Source organism: Pseudobacteriovorax antillogorgiicola (assembly GCF_900177345.1).
In the GTDB taxonomy this organism is placed as follows: Bacteria; Bdellovibrionota_B; Oligoflexia; order Oligoflexales; family Oligoflexaceae; genus Pseudobacteriovorax; species Pseudobacteriovorax antillogorgiicola.
On record NZ_FWZT01000002.1, the window covers coordinates 183,568 to 202,010 of the forward strand.

At 43.1% G+C, this 18,443-nt stretch carries 18 protein-coding genes; 5 read left to right on the plus strand and 13 right to left on the minus strand.

Annotation, left to right across the window (positions count from 1 at the left end; all coding sequences use genetic code 11):
- Positions 1-147 precede the first annotated feature (147 nt).
- A complete protein-coding gene (locus B9N89_RS03175) occupies positions 148-582 on the minus strand; it encodes a DUF1801 domain-containing protein (RefSeq protein ID WP_159455106.1) in 435 nt (144 codons plus the stop codon).
- 151 nt (positions 583-733) lie between these two features.
- The gene (locus tag B9N89_RS03180; protein ID WP_132315444.1) at positions 734-1,330 is read right to left on the minus strand and encodes a glutathione S-transferase family protein; all 597 of its coding nucleotides are present in this window, start codon (positions 1,328-1,330) and stop codon (positions 734-736) included.
- 109 nt (positions 1,331-1,439) lie between these two features.
- Here B9N89_RS03180 and B9N89_RS03185 point away from each other — a divergent pair, with 109 nt between their 5' ends.
- Positions 1,440-2,189 carry a TVP38/TMEM64 family protein gene (locus B9N89_RS03185; protein WP_159455107.1) on the plus strand — a complete coding sequence of 250 codons (750 nt, stop codon included), beginning with the start codon at positions 1,440-1,442 and terminating at the stop codon, positions 2,187-2,189.
- Positions 2,190-2,263: 74 nt separating this feature from the next.
- On the opposite strand, the gene B9N89_RS03190 is transcribed toward B9N89_RS03185, so the two are convergent.
- Positions 2,264-2,809 carry a PepSY domain-containing protein gene (locus B9N89_RS03190; protein ID WP_132315436.1) on the minus strand — a complete coding sequence of 182 codons (546 nt, stop codon included), beginning with the start codon at positions 2,807-2,809 and terminating at the stop codon, positions 2,264-2,266.
- Positions 2,810-2,943: 134 nt separating this feature from the next.
- Here B9N89_RS03190 and B9N89_RS03195 point away from each other — a divergent pair, with 134 nt between their 5' ends.
- Complete coding sequence (locus B9N89_RS03195; protein WP_132315434.1) at positions 2,944-6,318, plus strand: WD40/YVTN/BNR-like repeat-containing protein; 3,375 nt, start codon at positions 2,944-2,946, stop codon at positions 6,316-6,318.
- A gap of 86 nt (positions 6,319-6,404) precedes the next feature.
- On the opposite strand, the gene B9N89_RS03200 is transcribed toward B9N89_RS03195, so the two are convergent.
- The 4 genes from B9N89_RS03200 to B9N89_RS03215 all read right to left on the minus strand — a co-directional run bounded on the left by B9N89_RS03200 (position 6,405) and on the right by B9N89_RS03215 (position 9,867).
- Positions 6,405-6,812 carry a hypothetical protein gene (locus tag B9N89_RS03200; RefSeq protein WP_132315432.1) on the minus strand — a complete coding sequence of 136 codons (408 nt, stop codon included), beginning with the start codon at positions 6,810-6,812 and terminating at the stop codon, positions 6,405-6,407.
- A gap of 98 nt (positions 6,813-6,910) precedes the next feature.
- A complete protein-coding gene (locus B9N89_RS03205; RefSeq protein ID WP_132315430.1) occupies positions 6,911-7,888 on the minus strand; it encodes an Rpn family recombination-promoting nuclease/putative transposase in 978 nt (325 codons plus the stop codon).
- A gap of 203 nt (positions 7,889-8,091) precedes the next feature.
- Positions 8,092-9,204 carry a winged helix-turn-helix domain-containing protein gene (locus B9N89_RS03210; RefSeq protein ID WP_143478103.1) on the minus strand — a complete coding sequence of 371 codons (1,113 nt, stop codon included), beginning with the start codon at positions 9,202-9,204 and terminating at the stop codon, positions 8,092-8,094.
- A 12-nt stretch (positions 9,205-9,216) separates the two neighbouring features.
- Positions 9,217-9,867: a histidine phosphatase family protein gene (locus B9N89_RS03215; protein WP_132315426.1), complete on the minus strand. Its 651-nt coding sequence runs from the start codon at positions 9,865-9,867 to the stop codon at positions 9,217-9,219.
- Between the two features lie 264 nt (positions 9,868-10,131).
- Here B9N89_RS03215 and B9N89_RS03220 point away from each other — a divergent pair, with 264 nt between their 5' ends.
- A complete protein-coding gene (locus tag B9N89_RS03220; protein WP_132315424.1) occupies positions 10,132-11,403 on the plus strand; it encodes a vWA domain-containing protein in 1,272 nt (423 codons plus the stop codon).
- Between the two features lie 36 nt (positions 11,404-11,439).
- Here the strand turns inward: B9N89_RS03220 and B9N89_RS03225 are convergent, their stop codons facing one another.
- Positions 11,440-11,742, minus strand: a complete 303-nt coding sequence (locus B9N89_RS03225; protein ID WP_132315422.1) for a DUF1330 domain-containing protein — start codon at positions 11,740-11,742, stop codon at positions 11,440-11,442.
- 70 nt (positions 11,743-11,812) lie between these two features.
- Between B9N89_RS03225 and B9N89_RS32110 the strand changes: the two genes are divergently transcribed.
- Together B9N89_RS32110 and B9N89_RS03230 are read left to right on the plus strand one after the other, a co-directional pair.
- The gene (locus tag B9N89_RS32110) at positions 11,813-11,938 is read left to right on the plus strand and encodes a hypothetical protein (RefSeq protein WP_268808659.1); all 126 of its coding nucleotides are present in this window, start codon (positions 11,813-11,815) and stop codon (positions 11,936-11,938) included.
- Positions 11,939-12,138: 200 nt separating this feature from the next.
- Positions 12,139-12,786, plus strand: coding sequence for a transposase (locus B9N89_RS03230; RefSeq protein WP_132315420.1), 648 nt, complete (start codon positions 12,139-12,141; stop codon positions 12,784-12,786).
- 235 nt (positions 12,787-13,021) lie between these two features.
- Here B9N89_RS03230 and B9N89_RS03235 read toward each other — a convergent pair whose 3' ends face one another.
- From B9N89_RS03235 to B9N89_RS03260, 5 genes are all read right to left on the minus strand, one after another.
- A complete protein-coding gene (locus B9N89_RS03235) occupies positions 13,022-13,936 on the minus strand; it encodes a nucleotidyl transferase AbiEii/AbiGii toxin family protein (protein WP_132315418.1) in 915 nt (304 codons plus the stop codon).
- Positions 13,926-14,690, minus strand: coding sequence for a type IV toxin-antitoxin system AbiEi family antitoxin domain-containing protein (locus B9N89_RS03240; protein WP_159455108.1), 765 nt, complete (start codon positions 14,688-14,690; stop codon positions 13,926-13,928). The genes B9N89_RS03235 and B9N89_RS03240 overlap by 11 nt, the downstream gene beginning before the upstream one ends.
- A 648-nt stretch (positions 14,691-15,338) precedes the next feature.
- Positions 15,339-16,091, minus strand: a complete 753-nt coding sequence (gene mobC, locus B9N89_RS03250; protein ID WP_132315414.1) for a MobC family replication-relaxation protein — start codon at positions 16,089-16,091, stop codon at positions 15,339-15,341.
- Positions 16,088-17,203, minus strand: coding sequence for a TraM recognition domain-containing protein (locus B9N89_RS31210; protein ID WP_159455109.1), 1,116 nt, complete (start codon positions 17,201-17,203; stop codon positions 16,088-16,090). Before B9N89_RS31210 ends, mobC begins: the two co-directional genes overlap by 4 nt.
- A 793-nt stretch (positions 17,204-17,996) precedes the next feature.
- Positions 17,997-18,362 (minus strand): hypothetical protein, encoded by a 366-nt coding sequence (locus tag B9N89_RS03260; protein ID WP_132315410.1) that lies wholly within the window; start codon positions 18,360-18,362, stop codon positions 17,997-17,999.
- Between the last annotated feature and the right edge of the window lie 81 nt (positions 18,363-18,443).

Consider the following 18,443-nt stretch of genomic DNA (forward strand, 5'->3'; position numbering starts at 1 on the left):
TAATAAATGTGAGGAGATAGTACAAATCGTATATTGACGAGTATTTTTTAGGCGTAGCGAAGTATCATAAGTTTTACTCATCTTAATATGTCATTGTCGGAGGCGTTGAGGCAATAGCAGTGAAGATGATTTGGAACTAAAATATTTTTAGAAGTTGGTCTCGTATTTTTTCTTCAAGTCCTTGAGCCCAACTTGGATCAACTTGGTGACAACCTTTAAATCTATACCATCAAGAGATTTCAAATAGAGGCAAGATTTTCCAAGCCTATGAGGACCTAGTTTCTCTAGCAAGGAACTGTAATCTGTATAGCCTGGCATGATATACAGGGTAGGCCCACTTTTCCTTGGGCTAAATCCGCATGCCATAAATTGGCCCTCATCGCCATTAGAACGGTGGTAGGTGTATTCACCAAAGCCAATGATGGAATGGCCCCACATTTTTGGTTTCATGTCAGTGGCGTCTTTGAATAGTTTCAATAGAGTCTTGCTATCTTTACGAAGTCGCTCATCTGAGATGCTGTTTAGAAATGCATTTGGGCTTGCGTTAGTCTTTGATGTTTTTAGCTTAATTTTCTTGGCCATATTCATCTCGATAAAAGTTTAAGATGGGAGATGATCGCGAAGGCGACTCATCTCAATTATCAGATTGTGGCGAGTGAACGTCATCTTGATCTTTGATGATAATACCTAGTAAATGATAACGTGAATACTTTCAGCTACATTCTCATATAGGTTATGATCCCAAAATCTTCTGAAAGGCTGGCCGACTGCTTAGCTTATTCAGATATACTTTGAACTCTTCTAGCAGAGGTATCGTATTAAAGCGAGTGCCCCAGGCAATATGTGAGCCTACATACACGTCAGCAGCAGAAAATTTATCTCCGGCAATATATGGATTCGCACAGACTGCTTTTACCAAGGTTGCGATTGTTGTGTCGTAGTCACCATAGCCAATAGTTTGCTCCTTTCCTTCAGGTATCTTAAGTTCTAGAGACTGATTGGTTACGGCGGCTTCAAGTGGGCCAGCGGCAAAAAACAACCATCTATAGTAGTTTCCTCGCTGGCTTGGTGCGGGGGCTAATTGTGCTTCGGGAAATGCATCAGCTAAATAGGCGCATATTGCCGCGCATTCTGTCACGATTTGATCACCATGGACCAAGCTCGGAACTTTACCCATGGGATTGATGTCTCGATAGGGACTAGACTTCATATCTGAACCGTAGGCGACTTCCTTAATCTCGTATGGACATGCGATCTCCTCCAACATCCACTGAACGATGAGGCCTCTTGACTGGGGATTTGTATAGAGTATTACGTTTTTATCTGCCATGGTTGAAATCCTCATGAATAGTAGCCTAGGGTTATACTGTTGTTCGAATGTTGCCAGTTATTCTTTTCGCTGTCTAGAAGTGGATCAGATCCGATCGGAGCTTAGAAGGATGTCAAGTCTTGTACAATGGTTGCGAAAACATGAGCGAATTCTCCTGAGGATCGCTGCTATTTTTCTGATACTAGCTTTGCTAAGTATTGCTATCTATCAGAGTGACGTATTTGATTTGTTCATGAATCGTGATCGGTTCGACGAAGCAAGAAATTACCTACTGTCGTTTGGATCAGTAGGCTATTTTGTATTCATATTCATAGTCAGCCTTCAAGTTATAATAGCGCCAATTCCTGGCCAAGTTACTGGTTTAGTAGGGGGCTATGTATACGGCCCTTATTTAGGAACCTTGCTTTCCAGCATAGGGCTAGGCATTGGCACAATGATCGTACTGATCTTAAGCAGAAAGTTTGGTCGGCCATTTCTAGAAAAGCTAAATTCTCAAGAGGCTCTAGCAGAAGTCGAAATATTAATAAAAGGCTACTCTGAAAGATGGTTTGATAGATTTCAGAAAGGTAAAGAAATTGGAGACCAGCACAGCCTGTTGATCTTCTTCTTGCTCATGCTATTACCTGCTTTTCCTGATGATATCATCTGCATGGTAATGGGGTTGGGCTCAATTGCAATTTGGAAATTGGTCTTGCTATCGGTTTTGGGGCGTTTACCAGGGATGCTGGCTTTAAGTTTTACTGGTGCAGGCTTGGATCTTCTCCCTGACTGGGCTTTCTATGTGGGATTGTTAGGCATCGCTGGGATGACTATATTTGGGTCTTATATCTTGAAAAAGATTAGAGGTGAACGTTATTGATAGCAATTCATGAATCGACTAAACTATATTTCTAATCCTATGAAGAGGCATTTTTCCCTTTAATCCTAAAAACATTACGCTGCCAAACGCTGCTTGCGCACCTGTTTACTCGCCCGTCTATTATATTCTTGAACTAAGAACATCATCACTCCTGAAATCGATAGGAACAAAAGTAAGAGAGCCGCAGGTAAGAAAATCCAAAGGCGAGCATGATCATGAAAGAAACTACCGTCATGAATTGCTTCTATGATATCCGATCGTCGATAAGCTTCCTGAAGCAGAAGTCCGCTGGCAGCGTCTAACTGTAGTTCCCAGCCATCTTTTAGCCTTACTTTGATTATGCCGCGATCTGGCCTCACATCAAGTCTCGATACGTCAGACCAACTTTCTATTCGGCCATGTTCTGCTTGGCTTCGCGCCTGACTGAGAACATCTTCAAAGCTAATGTCCAGGACATAGGCCTGGGCTCTTTGAGTAGGTGGTTGAATCCAGCTCCATTCCTTTTTGATCTGTAGTAGGAGTCCGCTGATAATTATAGTCAATATGGGAAGCGTTGCTGTGATTGCGACTTTATAGTGCCAACGGCGAGCCCAACGAGACATTCGAATTCGTGGAGACATAGTTAAACCTCTTTGAAGTGATGCATACAGAGCCATGATCTCTGCTAAACTTGCCAATTATTTCTAAACTTGCAAGTCCCAGTTAAACTTTATGTAAATTATTTCTAGTTTTTCATCTATTTCGTGCTAAGAACATGAGCAAAGTCTTAGATCTATCGCATCTCTACCAAATAAGCGAGGTTCACATGAGTTTAAAGCAATTCGCTTACATGTTAACGGTAACCACGAGCATGGCTTTACAGAGTAATTGTCATGCACAAAATCCACCACCAATCCTGGGTAAGGACATTGCGAAGTCCCTTGAACTTCGAGAGTTAGGGCCGGCCTTTATGTCTGGCAGAATTTCCGATATCGCCATTCATCCAAAGCAGCCCCATACTTGGTATATCGGTGTGGGATCGGGGGGTGTCTGGAAAACGAACAACGCTGGAGTCCAGTGGCAGCCAATTTTTGATGAGCAAAGTGTCTATTCGATTGGCGCACTCGCCATTGATCCCAATGCACCAGAAACAATTTGGGTTGGCACAGGCGAGAACGTAGGCGGACGTCACGTGAGCTTTGGAGATGGTGTCTACCGCAGCCTTAATGGTGGCAAAGACTGGCAAAACATGGGTCTTAAGAACTCCGAGCATATCTCTAAAATCATCGTTCACCCTAAAGACTCAAAAACTCTTTGGGTTGCTGCCCAAGGACCATTATGGAGTTCCGGCGGCGAGCGCGGCCTCTACCTTTCTAGAGACGGTGGGAAAAGCTGGAAGAAGACGCTCGGCGATAAAGAGTGGACCGGTGTGACTGACCTTGTGATCCACCCTAAGAACCCTGATATTTTATTCGCTGCTACTTGGCAGCGTCATCGTACTGTGGCTTCCTACATGGGTGGAGGTCCCAAAACAGCACTTTATCGATCGGATGATGGGGGCGAAAGCTGGCGTAAGCTAAGTGCCGGACTCCCGAAAGAATCCATGGGGAAAATCGGTTTAGGCATCTCTCCAATCAACCCCGATATCGTTTATGCGGCTATCGAACTGCATCGCCGACAAGGAGCCATTTACCGTAGTGACGACGGCGGTAATAATTGGCAAAAGATGTCAGACACTGTCTCTGGTGGTACGGGTCCTCACTACTATCAAGAGCTTTATGTGAGCCCCCATAAACTAGACTTGATTTACCTAGCTGATGTTTGGCTCCAAGTGTCTGAAGATGGTGGCAAGACCTTTAGAAAACTTGAAAATCAACAGAAACACTCCGATCATCATGCTCTGGCATTCAAGGACGACGATCCTAATTTCATGCTACTCGGATCTGATGGCGGTTTGTATGAGTCCTATGACAAGGGAGATAGCTGGCGATATGTGGAAAATCTTCCCACGCTGCAATTCTATAAGGTGGCCGTTGATGATGCCAAACCATTCTACAATATCTATGGCGGAACCCAGGACAATGCGAGTCAGCGTGGACCATCTCGAACACTCAATAATTACGGTATTCAAAACGCTGATTGGTCGGTTGTGCTCAGTGGGGATGGTCACCAACCTGCTACGGAACCAGGGACCGATAAGTTTTTCTATGCTCAGTGGCAACAGGGGCAGATTCATCGGATTGATTCGTTAACAGGTGAGAAGGTAAGTATTCGCCCACAGCCTGGAAAAAATGATCCCATTGAACGGGTGAATTGGGATGCACCTATCGTGGTAGATCCCAGCACTCCGCAACGAATCTACTTTGGTTCTCAGAGACTCTGGCGTTCCGATGACAGAGGTGACTCATGGACAGCAATATCACCAGATTTGACACGAAATGAAACTCGCCTAGACCTCCCGATCATGGGCAGAAAGTGGGGCTGGAATGCCCACTGGGATGTTTACGCCATGAGTGATTTCAATACCATTACAAATATATCACCTTCACCAAAGGACCCCAATCTTGTCTATGTAGGAACCGACGACGGAATCATTCAAATCACGGAGGATGGGGGTAAAAGCTGGCGGAAAGTCGATGTGGAGTCACTACCCGATGTTCCAGCCCGTGCCTTTGTCAACGATATCAAAGCAGACCGTTTCAATACCAATCGTGTCTACGTAGCCTTGGATCATCACAAGGAAGGAGATTTCAAGCCTTATGTCTATGTCAGTGATAATCGAGGCCGCAGCTGGCGCAGTCTGCGTGGAAATCTTCCAGATAATCATCTTGCTTGGCGAATCGTACAGGATCCAAAGAAGGCTAATATCCTATATCTAGGAACTGAGTTTGGCTTGTTTGTAAGCCTTAATAGTGGAAAAGCTTGGACCAAACTTGGCAATCTTCCAACGATTTCAGTTCGAGACATAGCTATTCATGAAAGAGAAAATGACTTGATAGTGGCAACTTTCGGTCGTGGAATTTGGGTGCTTGATGATCTTAGTCCTCTCCAAGAGTTCTCGCCTGAGATCAATAAAACAGTCGCTCATCTTTTCCCAGTTCGTGATGCATGGTGGTATATCGAGAAACAGCCTTATGGTTTCGGTAAGTATGGTTTTCAAGGAGCAAGCAAGTTTTTTGCTGATAATCCACCTTATGGAGCGGTATTCCAAGTTTTTGTCTCAGAAGATCTTAAGAGCGCCTCTGAGCTTCGCAAAGAGAACGAGGCCAAGAGCAAGGATCTCAATAAATTCCCAAGTTGGCAAATCTTGGATCAAGAGCTAAGTGCCGAAGCTGAGAAAATCTGGCTTCTGATTGAAGATGAGCAAGGCAAGATGCTCAAGAGAATCCCAGTTCCTGCTAAAAAGGGCTTCCAAAAAGTCTCCTGGAATCTAAAACAGTCCTGGTCTGCTGCGGTTACCAGCCAAGCTATGCTAGATCAGATGAAGAATGCAAAAGCAGATTGGGACAAGCCTTTCGTTGAGCAGATGGCTGCTCCAGGGAGTTATAGAGCTACCTTAATTTTGGAAGAGGAAGGTCAGATCAAAACCCTAGGCAAGACACAAACATTTGAAGTGAAACGATTGCATGAGCCGTATTTAAAGGGCCAAAGCTTTGTAGAACAGGAAGCAGATGTTCGAAAAGTGAGGTTGATGCAAGAATCAGTGATGGCAGCTGGTGCAATTATTGACGAGCAAAAACAAAAAATCGAACTCTGGAAAGCAGCCATCCAAGGGTCGGCTGTTCACCCTAAGACTCTTGCCCAGAAGCTTCACATCATGGCCACGAGTATCCGCAACATGGAACAGCAATTGAGAGGGTCAGCAGCGAAGAGGAATCTTCAAGAGAAGAAGATGCCGACTATCAATGATAGAATGTCTCCCGCTATTTTCGCATTGGCAAACTCTAGCTATGGTCTGACTCCCAATCATCGAAGTGGTTTGATATTGGCGGAAGAGCAGCTTAAGGAGATTGGTACGCAGCTGACTAAGTTAGTTGAGAGCGATATCCCTTCTTTCGAACGTCAGTTGGATGAAGTCGGTGTGCCCTGGACACCGGGGCGCCCTCTCCCTATTATGGGAACGCGGATCTCTCGATCTGCCCAGCCCTAATCGAGCAAGGAAGAGGACACGTCTGCCTATGCCATGGTCGAAATTTAGAAGGACGAGCACTCACGAGATAAGTGCATTGCACGGGATCAAATGTCTTTGGTGAGTGCCTCGATTTCCTCGATGGGCAGCTCAGTAGCTTCAGCAATAAGCATCTTGTCGAGACCTTTTTGAATTAGAGCAAGGGCTATGGCTTGTTGGGCTTCTTTTCTGCCTTTTTCTTTTCCTTTGGCTTCACCCCTGGCTTCGCCTCTTGCTTCACCCTCAGCGATCCAATTGTCGATCTTTTTCGAAAGCATGATTTCAACCTCGTCTAAACTTTTCACTTTAATGGAAGGATCTCTTTCCTCCGCGCGTGTTACAGCAGTAACATAGGCTATGAAAGCTTGAGCTATATCAGCAAACTCAGGAGAACTTTCCAAAACCCGTTTTAGCAGCAAAAACGTAGTGTAGAGATTCTTCTGATCCGCCTGCTCTAGGGCAAATATCGGTGCCACAAGATTATCGGAGCTTATATCTTTCGATCACGTCTAGCTCGTCTTATGGTCGAAATTTAGAAGAACGAGCACTCACGAGCTAAGTGCATCGCACGGGATCAAATGTCTTTGGTGAGTGCCTCGATTTCCTCGATGGGCAGCTCAGTAGCTTCAGCAATAAGCATCTTGTCGAGACCTTTTTGAATTAGAGCAAGGGCTATGGCTTGCTGGGCCTCTTTTCTGCCTTTTTCTTTTCCTTTGGCTTCACCCCTGGCTTCACCCCTGGCTTCACCCCTGGCTTCACCCCTGGCTTCGCCTTCAGCAATCCAATTATCGATCTTTTTCGAAAGCATGATTTCAACCTCGTCTAAACTTTTCACTTTAATGGAAGGATCTCTTTCCTCCGCGCGTGTTACAGCAGTAACATACGCTATGAAAGCTTGAGCTATATCAGCAAACTCAGGAGAACTTTCCAAAACCCGTTTTAGCAGCAAAAACGTAGTGTAGAGATTCTTCTGATCCGCCTGCTCTAAGGCAAATATCGGTGCCACAAGATTATCGGAGCTGATGTCGTCATCGCTCACTGGCACACGTTTTTCATCAAGCAGAAAAAACTGGATCTCGGGCTGGTACGGCTTCAAAGCATCAGGACAATCAGGATGCAGCAAATCAGCCATTGAGACGCCTGCCTTCCACTCCTTTTCTCCATTATATAACACTAAAGGCAGCACAGGCGGAAGCTTATCAGTTATTTTTCCTTCTTTCACAAGCTGTAGAAACAACAAGTTGACGTAGGCGAGAATTCTAACCGGCATGAATCGATCTACAGAACTCTGGAACTCAAGAAATAGGATAATGTAGAGGTCTCTATCATGCCACTTCGCCTTCCAAATGATGTCCGATTCACGCTTTCTGAGCTTTTTCGTGACAAACTTGGGGCTTAGGGTATGGAGGCTATCCCAGTCTATATCATTGACCCATGGCTGCTTGACAAAGTTCACCAGCAAGTCTCTCACCATTTTTGGATAGGAGAATAGCTGGGTGTAGGCTGGATCAAAAGGGGTTGGCTGTGAATCGCTATCATTGTGTTTTGACATAGCTCCTCCAGGACTCTTAGGAAAAGACTTAAGTTAATGTTATCAAGGAGTAAATGCTAGAATAATGTGGGTCAGGATCTCGTCGAAATGAGAGCTGCCATGATTTTGTCCAGAGAGAAGGCTAAAGTTTCTCGGCACTACCGCGGCTAACTTGTTCGCAAAAGCAAATATCGTATGTAGGACTGGATTTCCAGAATAGAGACCTACCATAGTGTGTCCTTACAACCGTTGAATCTTGCAAACTCTTTTAGTCTTGGTGAAATCTGCTTCGAAATATCAGCCGAACTTTCAGAATGAAGAGAATTGACGATCAAAGTCTGAGAGCTTCTATCAGCCTTGCAATCGATTCTCCCGATGGCTTTTGTCCCCTTGAAAATTGGCAGGCAGAAATAGCCAAATTTTCTTTTGGCCTCTGGAACGTAGCACTCCAATTGATAGCTGTAGTTAAAAATCTCTTGCAATCTACTCCGTTGAATCACCATGTTGTCAAAAGGTGAGAGAATATGAACCTTAGATTTTGTACTTGTTTTCAACTCAAGATGTTCAGGGAAAGTAAAGTAGTCTTCCGATAGACCCTTGATATTTATTCTAGTTAGTTGACCATCCATGGTAAGATCTTCAGCGACTTTCTTGACTCCATCGCGAACTTTGCTCTTGTTAAGGTAGGCAATTCCCTTAGCAGTAGCAAATCCTTGGTGACGGATCGTACGATTAATAAGGTATTGGTAGTATTCCTCCTCGGTGGGGAACGATTGATCAATCTCCCCGGGAATGACGTTTTCAGGCAAATCATAGACTTTGCGAAAAGCCTCTCGGCGCGTCACTTCTAGATCACCATCAAGGAAGAGCCTTTCCAATGCTTTCTTTGCTGGCTTCCAATCCCACCATCCAGACGATGTTTTCTTGAGTTCTCTCTTAAAATCAGAGGATTGTAGCGGACCTTCATCTCTGATTCTCTTAAGAACCAGTTTCATCATCTTTTTGTCACGGTTCCAATTGCTTGTTTCTCTAAATTGCCTCTTTAGATACAAACTATAGCGATAGTCACGCATCGGAAGAATAGAAGCAGCGTGGGACCAATATTCAAAAACGACCCTTTGCTCGACTAACTGATCAAGCTCTACAGGACGATAATTAGAGTTTCTTGCCCAGAGAACATGATGGTGGGCTTTTTCCAAGACTGAAATAGTATCAAGTTGAACGTAGCCAAGGTGCTCTATGATGGCCTTCGTGTCCTTGGAATCAGAGTCTAATTTCTGACAACTGAAGATCATTTTTTTCGCTGAGCTAAGTGTCAGAACTCTATTTTTTGGCAACTCATGATTCCTTTATTGAAGCCTAGTTTCGGCGTGACCAGAAGCCTCGATTGTTATGGGAGTTTGGTCTTGATCCGTAAATATTTCCCCGAGAAGTTTAGCACTATCGAATGTTTTATCCCAAGAGATAGCATCGGAGACAGTTATCTTGATAAGGTCTGGATTCTTCAATTGGCGACTCTCCTGAAAGCCAAAACCTGAATCCAATGAGTTCAATAGAAGGCTAATGAGGTTTCCATGGCTAGATAAAAGCAGAGTTCCACTCTCTTCTGATTTCAGCCTATCTATCAATCGAATGATTCTGTCCTGACCTTTGCGGCATGACTCTCCATCTGGATATGAGAAAGTGAAGTCATTCCAGGATCTCTCAAAAATATCCCAGAAATCATTGGGATCAGGTAAAAATTGATGGGTTACATGACATTCATGAAGATCCTGTTCGATTGTGAATGGTCGTCCAATGCTTTCAATAAATGGCTTGATAGTATCAATACATCTTTTGTACGGACTGGAGAATACTTTATCGATTCCCAAGCTATTCAATACGGAAACCAATCGCCTGGATTGCTGCTGGCCCTTCTCAGTAAGTGGCCATTCCTCACTAGGTAGGTTGCTCCGTGGATTTGACTGCGAATGTCGCAGGAGATAAATTGTTAAACTCATAGGACCCCCAATGTTTGATTCATGAAACGCATTTTTGAGCAGCCATTTTGAGAGCTTTCCCACCTATTGCGTGATATGGAGAAGCCAGCAAAAAAGCCCATAATATCAGATATCAATAATAAAACTTTAGCGGAAATATTTTTTCCGAATCATTTTTAGCCCCTAGTGTCATTGGGAACCTATCATGACGCCATGGTCCTGAAAACTCTCCAAAGTGGCTCTGATAGTGCAAATTGTCGTGTAGAACTATTAGAGAGGTCCCTAATGATGAAGCATCTATTTGTTTTAGTCATTCTCATTTTACCAGCTATCTTTCAGAACTGCAGTGACGTTGCGCAGTTTGCAGGGATGAGAAGTGTTGGTGATCCACCATCGGCAGCTGGTGGAGTCGATGACACTGGAATTAAGCCTGATACTGGTGATTCGGATGTCATAGTTGAGGTTGGGCCAAATCCAATCCCATCAGGTGCCTATAAGAACTCGATTCAGTTTAATTGCGGCGATGACAGCGTTCATAAAGAGAGAATTGATCTATCGGAACCCTCAGTGAGTTCTGTTGAGCTTGATATCGAAGGCTTCTTCTGCCCTAAGCAGGTGGATAACTTGCACGTATTGCTACTGATGGATTTCTCTGGCTCCATGGGGCTACACAGAACATCTAGAGACGGCCCCCTTGCTCCAGGGAATGATCCACAAGCAGCTGAGAACTGTGGTCGCCTAGAATCGACAATTGCTTTGTTAGAGACCATCTCAGCTCAGAAAAGCATTGAAGATAAAGTAAAGATCGCCATGGTCCCCTTCGCGGGGCAAGTGGTGGAGGACTTTGTCATAGAATTCGTTGATATGGAGGAGTTTTATCAAAATCTTTCCGCCAACAATATTTGCCGATATATCGTTCAAGACCATAGCTTCGGGCTAGACCCTACCAATCCCGGGGCACTTTCCAGGGAAAGACCCCAGGGTAAAATCGATGCAAGCACTAACTATCGAGCCGCGTTTGAAGGTGCTGAAGAGATCTTAAAAGCTGTAGAGGGTCGTAAAGTGGTCTATATGATATCTGATGGCTATCCAACCTCCGGGGGTAGAGATCCTATTGAGATCAGCATCGATGCAGGCGAAAGGCTTCGCGACAAAGTTTCAAACATGACATTAAATGCAATATTATTAGGCGCAGGAACTCAGAAGGCTCAGGAACTACTTGAGTACGTCGCAGGTTCTAAGGAGAGAGTCCGAGCTGTGGCCTCGGCATCTCAACTGGCAGACGAAATCGTTGTGTTTCCTCCTCCCGAAATAGATCCTGAGACGGCCCTAGCCAGCTATGCATCAGGTCGTGGAGATTGGCAGGATCTTGATTTTACTTTCTTTGAAGATCTAGGTGGAGGGCAGTGGCAATACCAAGTAAAAACTACGACTCTCGATATTGAGGCGGGCACTGACATCCAATCGATTTCAGTTCGAGTTTTAGGCTTCGAAGGTACAAGCTTCGAGCATCGGGTCGAAATTGAGCTGGCTAGAAGTGGAGTGAATGCCCTCTAGATACAGGCCTTCGCTAGCTATAGCTTTACTAGTGGTTTAGTCACGCTCATAGCTAGAGATAATTGTTGTGGCCTCTACTGATGATTCGAAAAACTTGCGTTTTATTTCTAAGTACTCGGGATGGGAGAAAAATGTGTCGCTTTTCTCCTTACTCGGGAAGTATATAGCAAACACTCTATTGATAGGCCTTCCTTCTTCATTCTTCAAGACCTCGGAAACTTTAAAGTCGTACCTGAATCCGCCGCCGGCGTTCTCAAGGAGTGGCTTCATTGCATTTCTGTAATCTGAGTAAACTTTTTCGTCCTTGACTTGCAACCCAACCATCATTTCATAGTTCATTGGTATCTCCTACGCATTAGCCTACCGAGCATACCATCTTTGCTGGCCTTGGGTAGTATGGAATTTCTTTATGGTCGATTTGCAGCCAGTTCAAGTGATTGACAGGATAGTAGTCCAGAAAATTGAAGGACTGGTATCAACTCAAGTGGACTATGAAGCTGTAATTGATCGCTATTACGCTACAGCGTCTCTTTAGCCGTAGGGGGAGTAGGGGCACCTTCCCTCATAACGGACACCTGCCTTGGGTAGCATAAAAATTATCGGTCAAGGCCTTGTCTGGAGGTTTGACCGCAGCATAGTCAAGAGCTTCCCAGCTATTGAAGCAAGACTTAGAGGCAGAAGGACCTAGCCGTAAGCTATTTGCCCGCGCTCCCTGAAATTGTATCAGATGGAATATTGGGTTCGGTCCGCTTTGGCAAAGTTGAACTCCTTAGGAATGATGGTGTTGCCAAATCGGAACCTGAAAAAGTAATACTCCAGCTTATAGATGTCCGGGAAATTGATTCGCCTGAAAAGGCAGATCCGATACATTGGATGTTATTGACTACCCATGAAATCAATAGTTACTCAGATGCCTTGCAAGTGATTGAATGGTATCGAAAACGATGGCACATAGAACAGCTTTTCCGCAGTGCTATGAGATCAGGCTTGAAGCTGGACGAGATTCAAGCCTCTTCGCAAGAACCTATAGATAAGTTAGCTTTTTTGGGGCTTCTTGCTTCGGTAGAAACCCTACAGCTAACGCTATGTAGGGATGGAAAGATCGATAGAGATGCATCAGAGTTATTTTTAGAATCAGAATTAGAGGTCTTGCAAGCTCAATTATCGCGACTGGAAGGTTCGACAAAAAACCTTCAGAATCCTCATCGCCGAAACACCATTGCATGGTGCCACTGGGTAGTAGCGAGACTAGGAGGATGGAAAGGAAAAAGTAAGCATGGGAGCCCCGCTGGCCCCAAAGATATAAAAAGAGGACTGAATCGACTGAGGCAGATAACTGTCGGCTGGGAGCTTGCAACTGGAAAAAATGTGTGCATCACCTGATTGTACTATCTCCTCGTATTTTTAACCAAGCCTTGTCCGGAAGGTTATAATATAAACGACTGCATCGTAAACGACGTTGACGGAATCATATTCAACTGGTTTGCCAACCCAGGAGATACGAACAGAAACGTCTGCCTTTACATCAAATATTGGGATCAACACTGAGGTGTCGCTCTAGTTTTGATTTCGATTTACATGACTTTATGTGATTTCTTTGCCCGATTTTGTCCTCTGTTTAGGTCGTTAGTAACGCTTCTAATTTCTTTTGGCAGCCTGCAGTTTTCTTAATAGTCATCTTAGATATATTTTGGAGCTTCCACTTGATTGATGGATGCTCTTTCGCATCTTTATATTCGTATAGAGACCATTTAGGCTCTTTGGTATAAATCGAGATTAAAAACTCTTTATCATTTTTGTTCAATGAGTCTAGAATCAATGCTTTCAGATCCCATAACTTTTGACAAAGTTCTTTCGGGTCTAGCTCGATACTGCTCATACCTTTGAATTCGGATTGGAAAATACCTGAGATATCTTTTGATGTTGGTGCTAAGACCTCCTCTATTGGTCGATTATGCGACAGCAAGTAAAAGATGAATGCTGTTTTCACTTGATTGTTAAAGTCGTGATGTTCGAAGAACTGATGGACATCAAACAAGTCACGTGGATGCTGGCGATCTAAGGCTGCACAAAACTTTCCTCCCCAAAGATCTTCGATGGAGAGGCAGCTTATTTCTGCTGACTTTTTGAAAGTATCTTCAACTTTACTAGAGGTCGTTCTGTATTCCGTCGGATATACTGTTCCCCGAATAATATAGTTGGGTTCTATTTTAATCTTGATGTGTTCCCGTTCTACGATAAGTCTAGTTTCGCTTAGAGTATGGAGTGGCTTTGTAGGAGTCACACGACAACCTAGTCTTTTCGACAAACCTTCAGAAATTTGTTCTAGACCAGTATGCATCTCAGCAAAACTCCCTTTTCGATCCTTCACAGGAATATAACATAGGTCGATATCGACAGATAACCTAGGTAATTCTGCATAAAATAGATTAAGGGCGGTACCACCTTTTAGAGCAAAATAATCGTGTTGTGCAACAATTGGTAAAGCATCGAGTACAAGACTGACCTGTTTTTTATAGTCTTCAGAAATCATTGGGTTCCTCAAAATAAGTGGTAGGAACAGTAATATTGAAGTCGTTATCTAGCCTTCCGTTCTTGGTTACAACTCGTTTTCCAGACCCTAAGTGGATTGTCGCTAAATTAATCTTTTTGAGGAATGGAAGTTCGAGTTTTTTTGCCAAGAAGAGAAATACTCTTTTTACTTTGATGGATTTACAGTTTTCGAGTAAGAATTGAACCTTATCTGACCTTAGGGTTAGAAGGCCTTGCATATAGTTCTCAGCTGTTTCAAAAGTTTCTGAAAGATCTAGAGAATCAATCAATTCTAATATCGCCTGTTCACGTGAAGAGATATAGAAGTCGATTCCATCTCGGTTATATAAAACTAGTTCTGGTTCAGAAGTGATCATACTGGATTGCTTAACTTTAAGCTCACCATTAAATTCTCCCGATATAGCCCATGATGGGACCTGAGCTTTGTTGCGACTTACAATATTGATGATAGGGTGCCCTAATGGAATGTAGTGACCTTCACCGTGTAGTTCTAATGCTGACTTTCCTGCGACGTGAACGGGCATCGATAAATCACTTTGTAAGACGTTGACGATGCCTTGCCAAGATATTTGGTCATTTGGACGAGCAAAAATTCCTGGTGCAATTTTTTTTAGCGAGCCACTAGCAAAATACTTGTTGGCTGACCTGGGGCTGACTCCAAATTTTGATAGCCATTGGAGGGAGTGGAGTTCCCCTTTATTCCAGTTGCTCAATGCTTGGTTTAATCTAGACAAAAATTCCGACCTTATAGTTCTGATTTTCACTCTATTCTAAACCAGGTAGTGGTTTAATTCAACTTTAATATCGGTACTATAGGTTCCGACTTTTTTAGGAAAATTGAACTAGTTGTAGCTAATGATATCCAAATAGCTAGTGATGAGGGGTAGTAAATAATCCCACCACCAAGTGAACAGACCTGTTGTTACATGCTTGCAGGGGAAGGGGAATGTGAGGTCATCCCCATTGATCTTTTTGATAGGGAGTCAATATTGCGGTATGGCTTGTAGATTTCGTGGCTTTCCAACTGAGTCATAAGCATTCTCTGCGGTTATTTTTCTAACCAACAAATAGAATTTTATATAACCAACACTATTTGCTATTTAATTGTAAGTACTTGAAGTTCGGGTAAAAGATGGTGGGATGACAGGGACTCGAACCCCGGACCAGCCGGTTATGAGCCGGCTGCTCTAACCAGCGATAATTACAATCTTACATAGTTGTAGGTATTTGAATCATCGTGAAAAATATTTCATCTGATCCACTTCCTAGATAGATTTAAGAAGTTGAGCTGGTCAAAGTAGTGAAATGCGTTTAGGTAGCCACTGGGTTGTGAGGAAAGTTAGACCCAGCTTGTTTAGGTTCCAATTCCATCTGCCTTGGGTTTATGAATGCTTGGTCCACCCCTGTAGTTCATGTTCGTCTTGCTCCAAGGAAGCGAGGTCTGTGAATCCAAAATAGGACAGGTGATCCGCGGTTACTTGAAACCTTCTTCCCTGGTGAGTCGCTGAACCGATGTTAAGGAAATACCTCTTGAGTCTATGAGCTAGATTTTGATCGGGAGCAATATAAAGTATCTCATCCCACAGGCCCTGCTTGCGAGCAATCAGATGAGATACCAAAATTTCAGAATACCTTTTCCTGCTTTTTAGAGTCCTCTCCATCTCGATAGCGATACGCTGCCCACCCTCGGTAACCATAATTGCATCAGGCTGTTTTTTCGACTTTGTAGGCATGTCAGATATTCTCACCCAATCGCACTTTTGGTGTTTAGTAAGTAGAACTCTGGCTTTTTGTAAATCCAGGTGATGGAACATAGAGACCAGCGAAAGCTTCGAAGGCTCAAGTGCACGGACATTTTCTTGGAACTCAGAACGAGATATACCTATTCCATGATTTGTGATCCCCCAAATATCAATGCTGCCACCATAAGGTATATCTATTTTGACTTCCTTAACAGCGCCCATTTGCTTCAGCTGACAAAGGGTTTTGACTACTGAATATTTGGACTTTAAACCCAAGTGGTACGCAAGGATATCTGGGTGTGTCCACCTTTCACTTAGCAAGAATGAAAGTATCTGTTGCTGCTTTTCCCTTGCTCGTTGAGACCCCTTTCGGCCCGAAAGTAGGTTACTCATAGTAATGCCCTCCCAATGTCCAAATCCATCTCGTCATCGAGTTTGTTGTCAGGTAGCATCACCGTTAATGCCTTGTCTTTCTCTTTGTCGATTGGGATAGGACAAACATAAGCGAGCTGAGCCACTTTATTGCCGTTGAAAAGAACGGCACATCCCTTGGGAAGCGATTGAAAAATATTTGTTGAAAATAAATTTGACCCTACTTCGGAGTAGCTGGTGCTACTTGTCGGTAAGAAGTGTCCCTGAGTCGTTGCTTGAGTGTGCATGCTTCTGGCATTGACAATTGACTTGCCTGAAAGATTGGAAGCCCACTGAGCTGTAGAAAAATCGGACTGTTGATATACAAGCTTAATGGTCGAGTTATCAAGAATACTTCTTTCAATTGTTATTGGATCTAGATCGGTGGAATCTGACAAATCGCCGATAGTTTGAAAAGCTGCGATGTAGCTCAGCCTTCTATCTAGCACTACCCCAAAACTACGCACAAGAGTCGGGCAAATTAGAAATTTCAACTCGTCACAAAACATTGTTACTTGCTTATGGTCATTGTCAAATTCTCTCTGTGAGATTATCTGAACCGTTCTAATGGCGTAGATCTTATGGAGAGTTTGAATGGTGGTGTTCATCGTATCGCCAGTAATAATTATACTGTCACCTTTGCTGATGACATCCTTGATATCAATATTGCTTATGTGATGAGGTGGAAAGTAATGAGCCAATTCAGAAATACGCTCTATAAAGCCTTGAGCCTTTTTCGCTAGGTCACTATCTATCAAATTTTCAATACTTGATTCTAGATCGCGAAAACTAGGGTTTTTATCAGCCCAGTAGTTGGATAGGATTCTAGCTACCTTCCGGCCAGCAATCCTGTAAAAATCCGATTCTCTTCCTGTGTCGGACTGTTTTAGTCCATCGACAAGTATTTCATAAATATCCTCTCCTGAACAACTTGCAAACGGATTAGGAAGCATAGTGTGCCTGATTCGAACGTGATGAAGATGAATCCCTCTGATACGTGCGGCAATTGCTAGGACTCCTGATAAAAACGAGTCGTGCTTTGGCGCCATAACTACGGTTACAACCCCTCTTAAGATCAGTTGGTGCAAAATCATGCCGCTCCATATCCCTTTCCCAACTCTAGATGGGCCAATTACAAGGGAATGAGTCTGTGTGAATGATTGAAATGAGCACCAAATTGGCTTCATTCTCTCGTCTAATCCTAGGAAGATATTGTCCCTAGCTTTTGAAAAATCGAAATAGGCTAAAGGATTATAAGGTTTCAACCTGCTGAAAAATTTCTGATCATTGACAATATCAGGTAGACCATCTCTGTTCTTGAAAGTGTATCCATACCAATCCATAAATTTCTTTTCCCATTTAAAATGGATTACACCTACTAGAAACAAGCCTAAAAATACTCCGAAGATAGATCCGTAGAAGACTTGATTTTGCTTCGAGTGAAGGTATTCGAGAAAGGTGATTGGATAGAAGAAGCTATTAAGATCTTCTAGATATAGTACCCAGGACATCAGCATGAATAGCGGGAAGATTATAGATAGGAATAGGCCGACTTTTCCCAAAGCTCGAATGCAGTGGACGAGGAAAAGGTGTTCGTTCGAGAGAAGAAACATGACTCTGATAAAAAAGATAATTGTAGAAATAAGAAGTGATGAAGCGAGAAAGAAAGAAATCTCATCATAAGTTATTAGCCATTGAGTGGTAGCAATCCATACTTTGTCAAATTGGTTCATTTTCGAATCCGATGTTAAACTGTTAACTGGGGGATTCGTTTTTTTCCAGAACCATTCTGGGGTTTCACCCTCCTTTATCTCTAATCGGGTATTTAGTAATCGTAAGAGCTTCGTTTAATCGGAAAAAATTCCGAGGTGTCCGCTCTGTTCTATATTATCTTATCCAGATTAGGTCTTCATTTTTTAAGAAACCAAAATCTTGTCTCGTTCCAAAATCAGCTATCTCAGAGCCATCGCAAAGTCGCCAAGCATACTGAAGTCTGCGTCCAATTGAACCTCGTTCTTTGTTGTGAAAAATGTAATCCAAACCACTGTGATAGAAAGGGCCATCGAAAGACGTTGTATTAGTCTTAATTTTTATCGAATTACTTTCGTTTTCTACGTCAACAACACCTGTAATTAAGCATGGAAAATGAACTGAAATTTCGTGAACACCTTTGGGGTCGTTGAATTTTTGAATGGCTTTTTTGAATTTGTCGTACTTGGACGGACCATGAATTTTATTGAGTTTTTGTTGCATTTTTTCTTTTCCTTTTTGTTAAATGAATCTTAAAAATTTGTAATTTGTTGAAGCTCTAGCTTTTTCTAAATTTTCGTAATA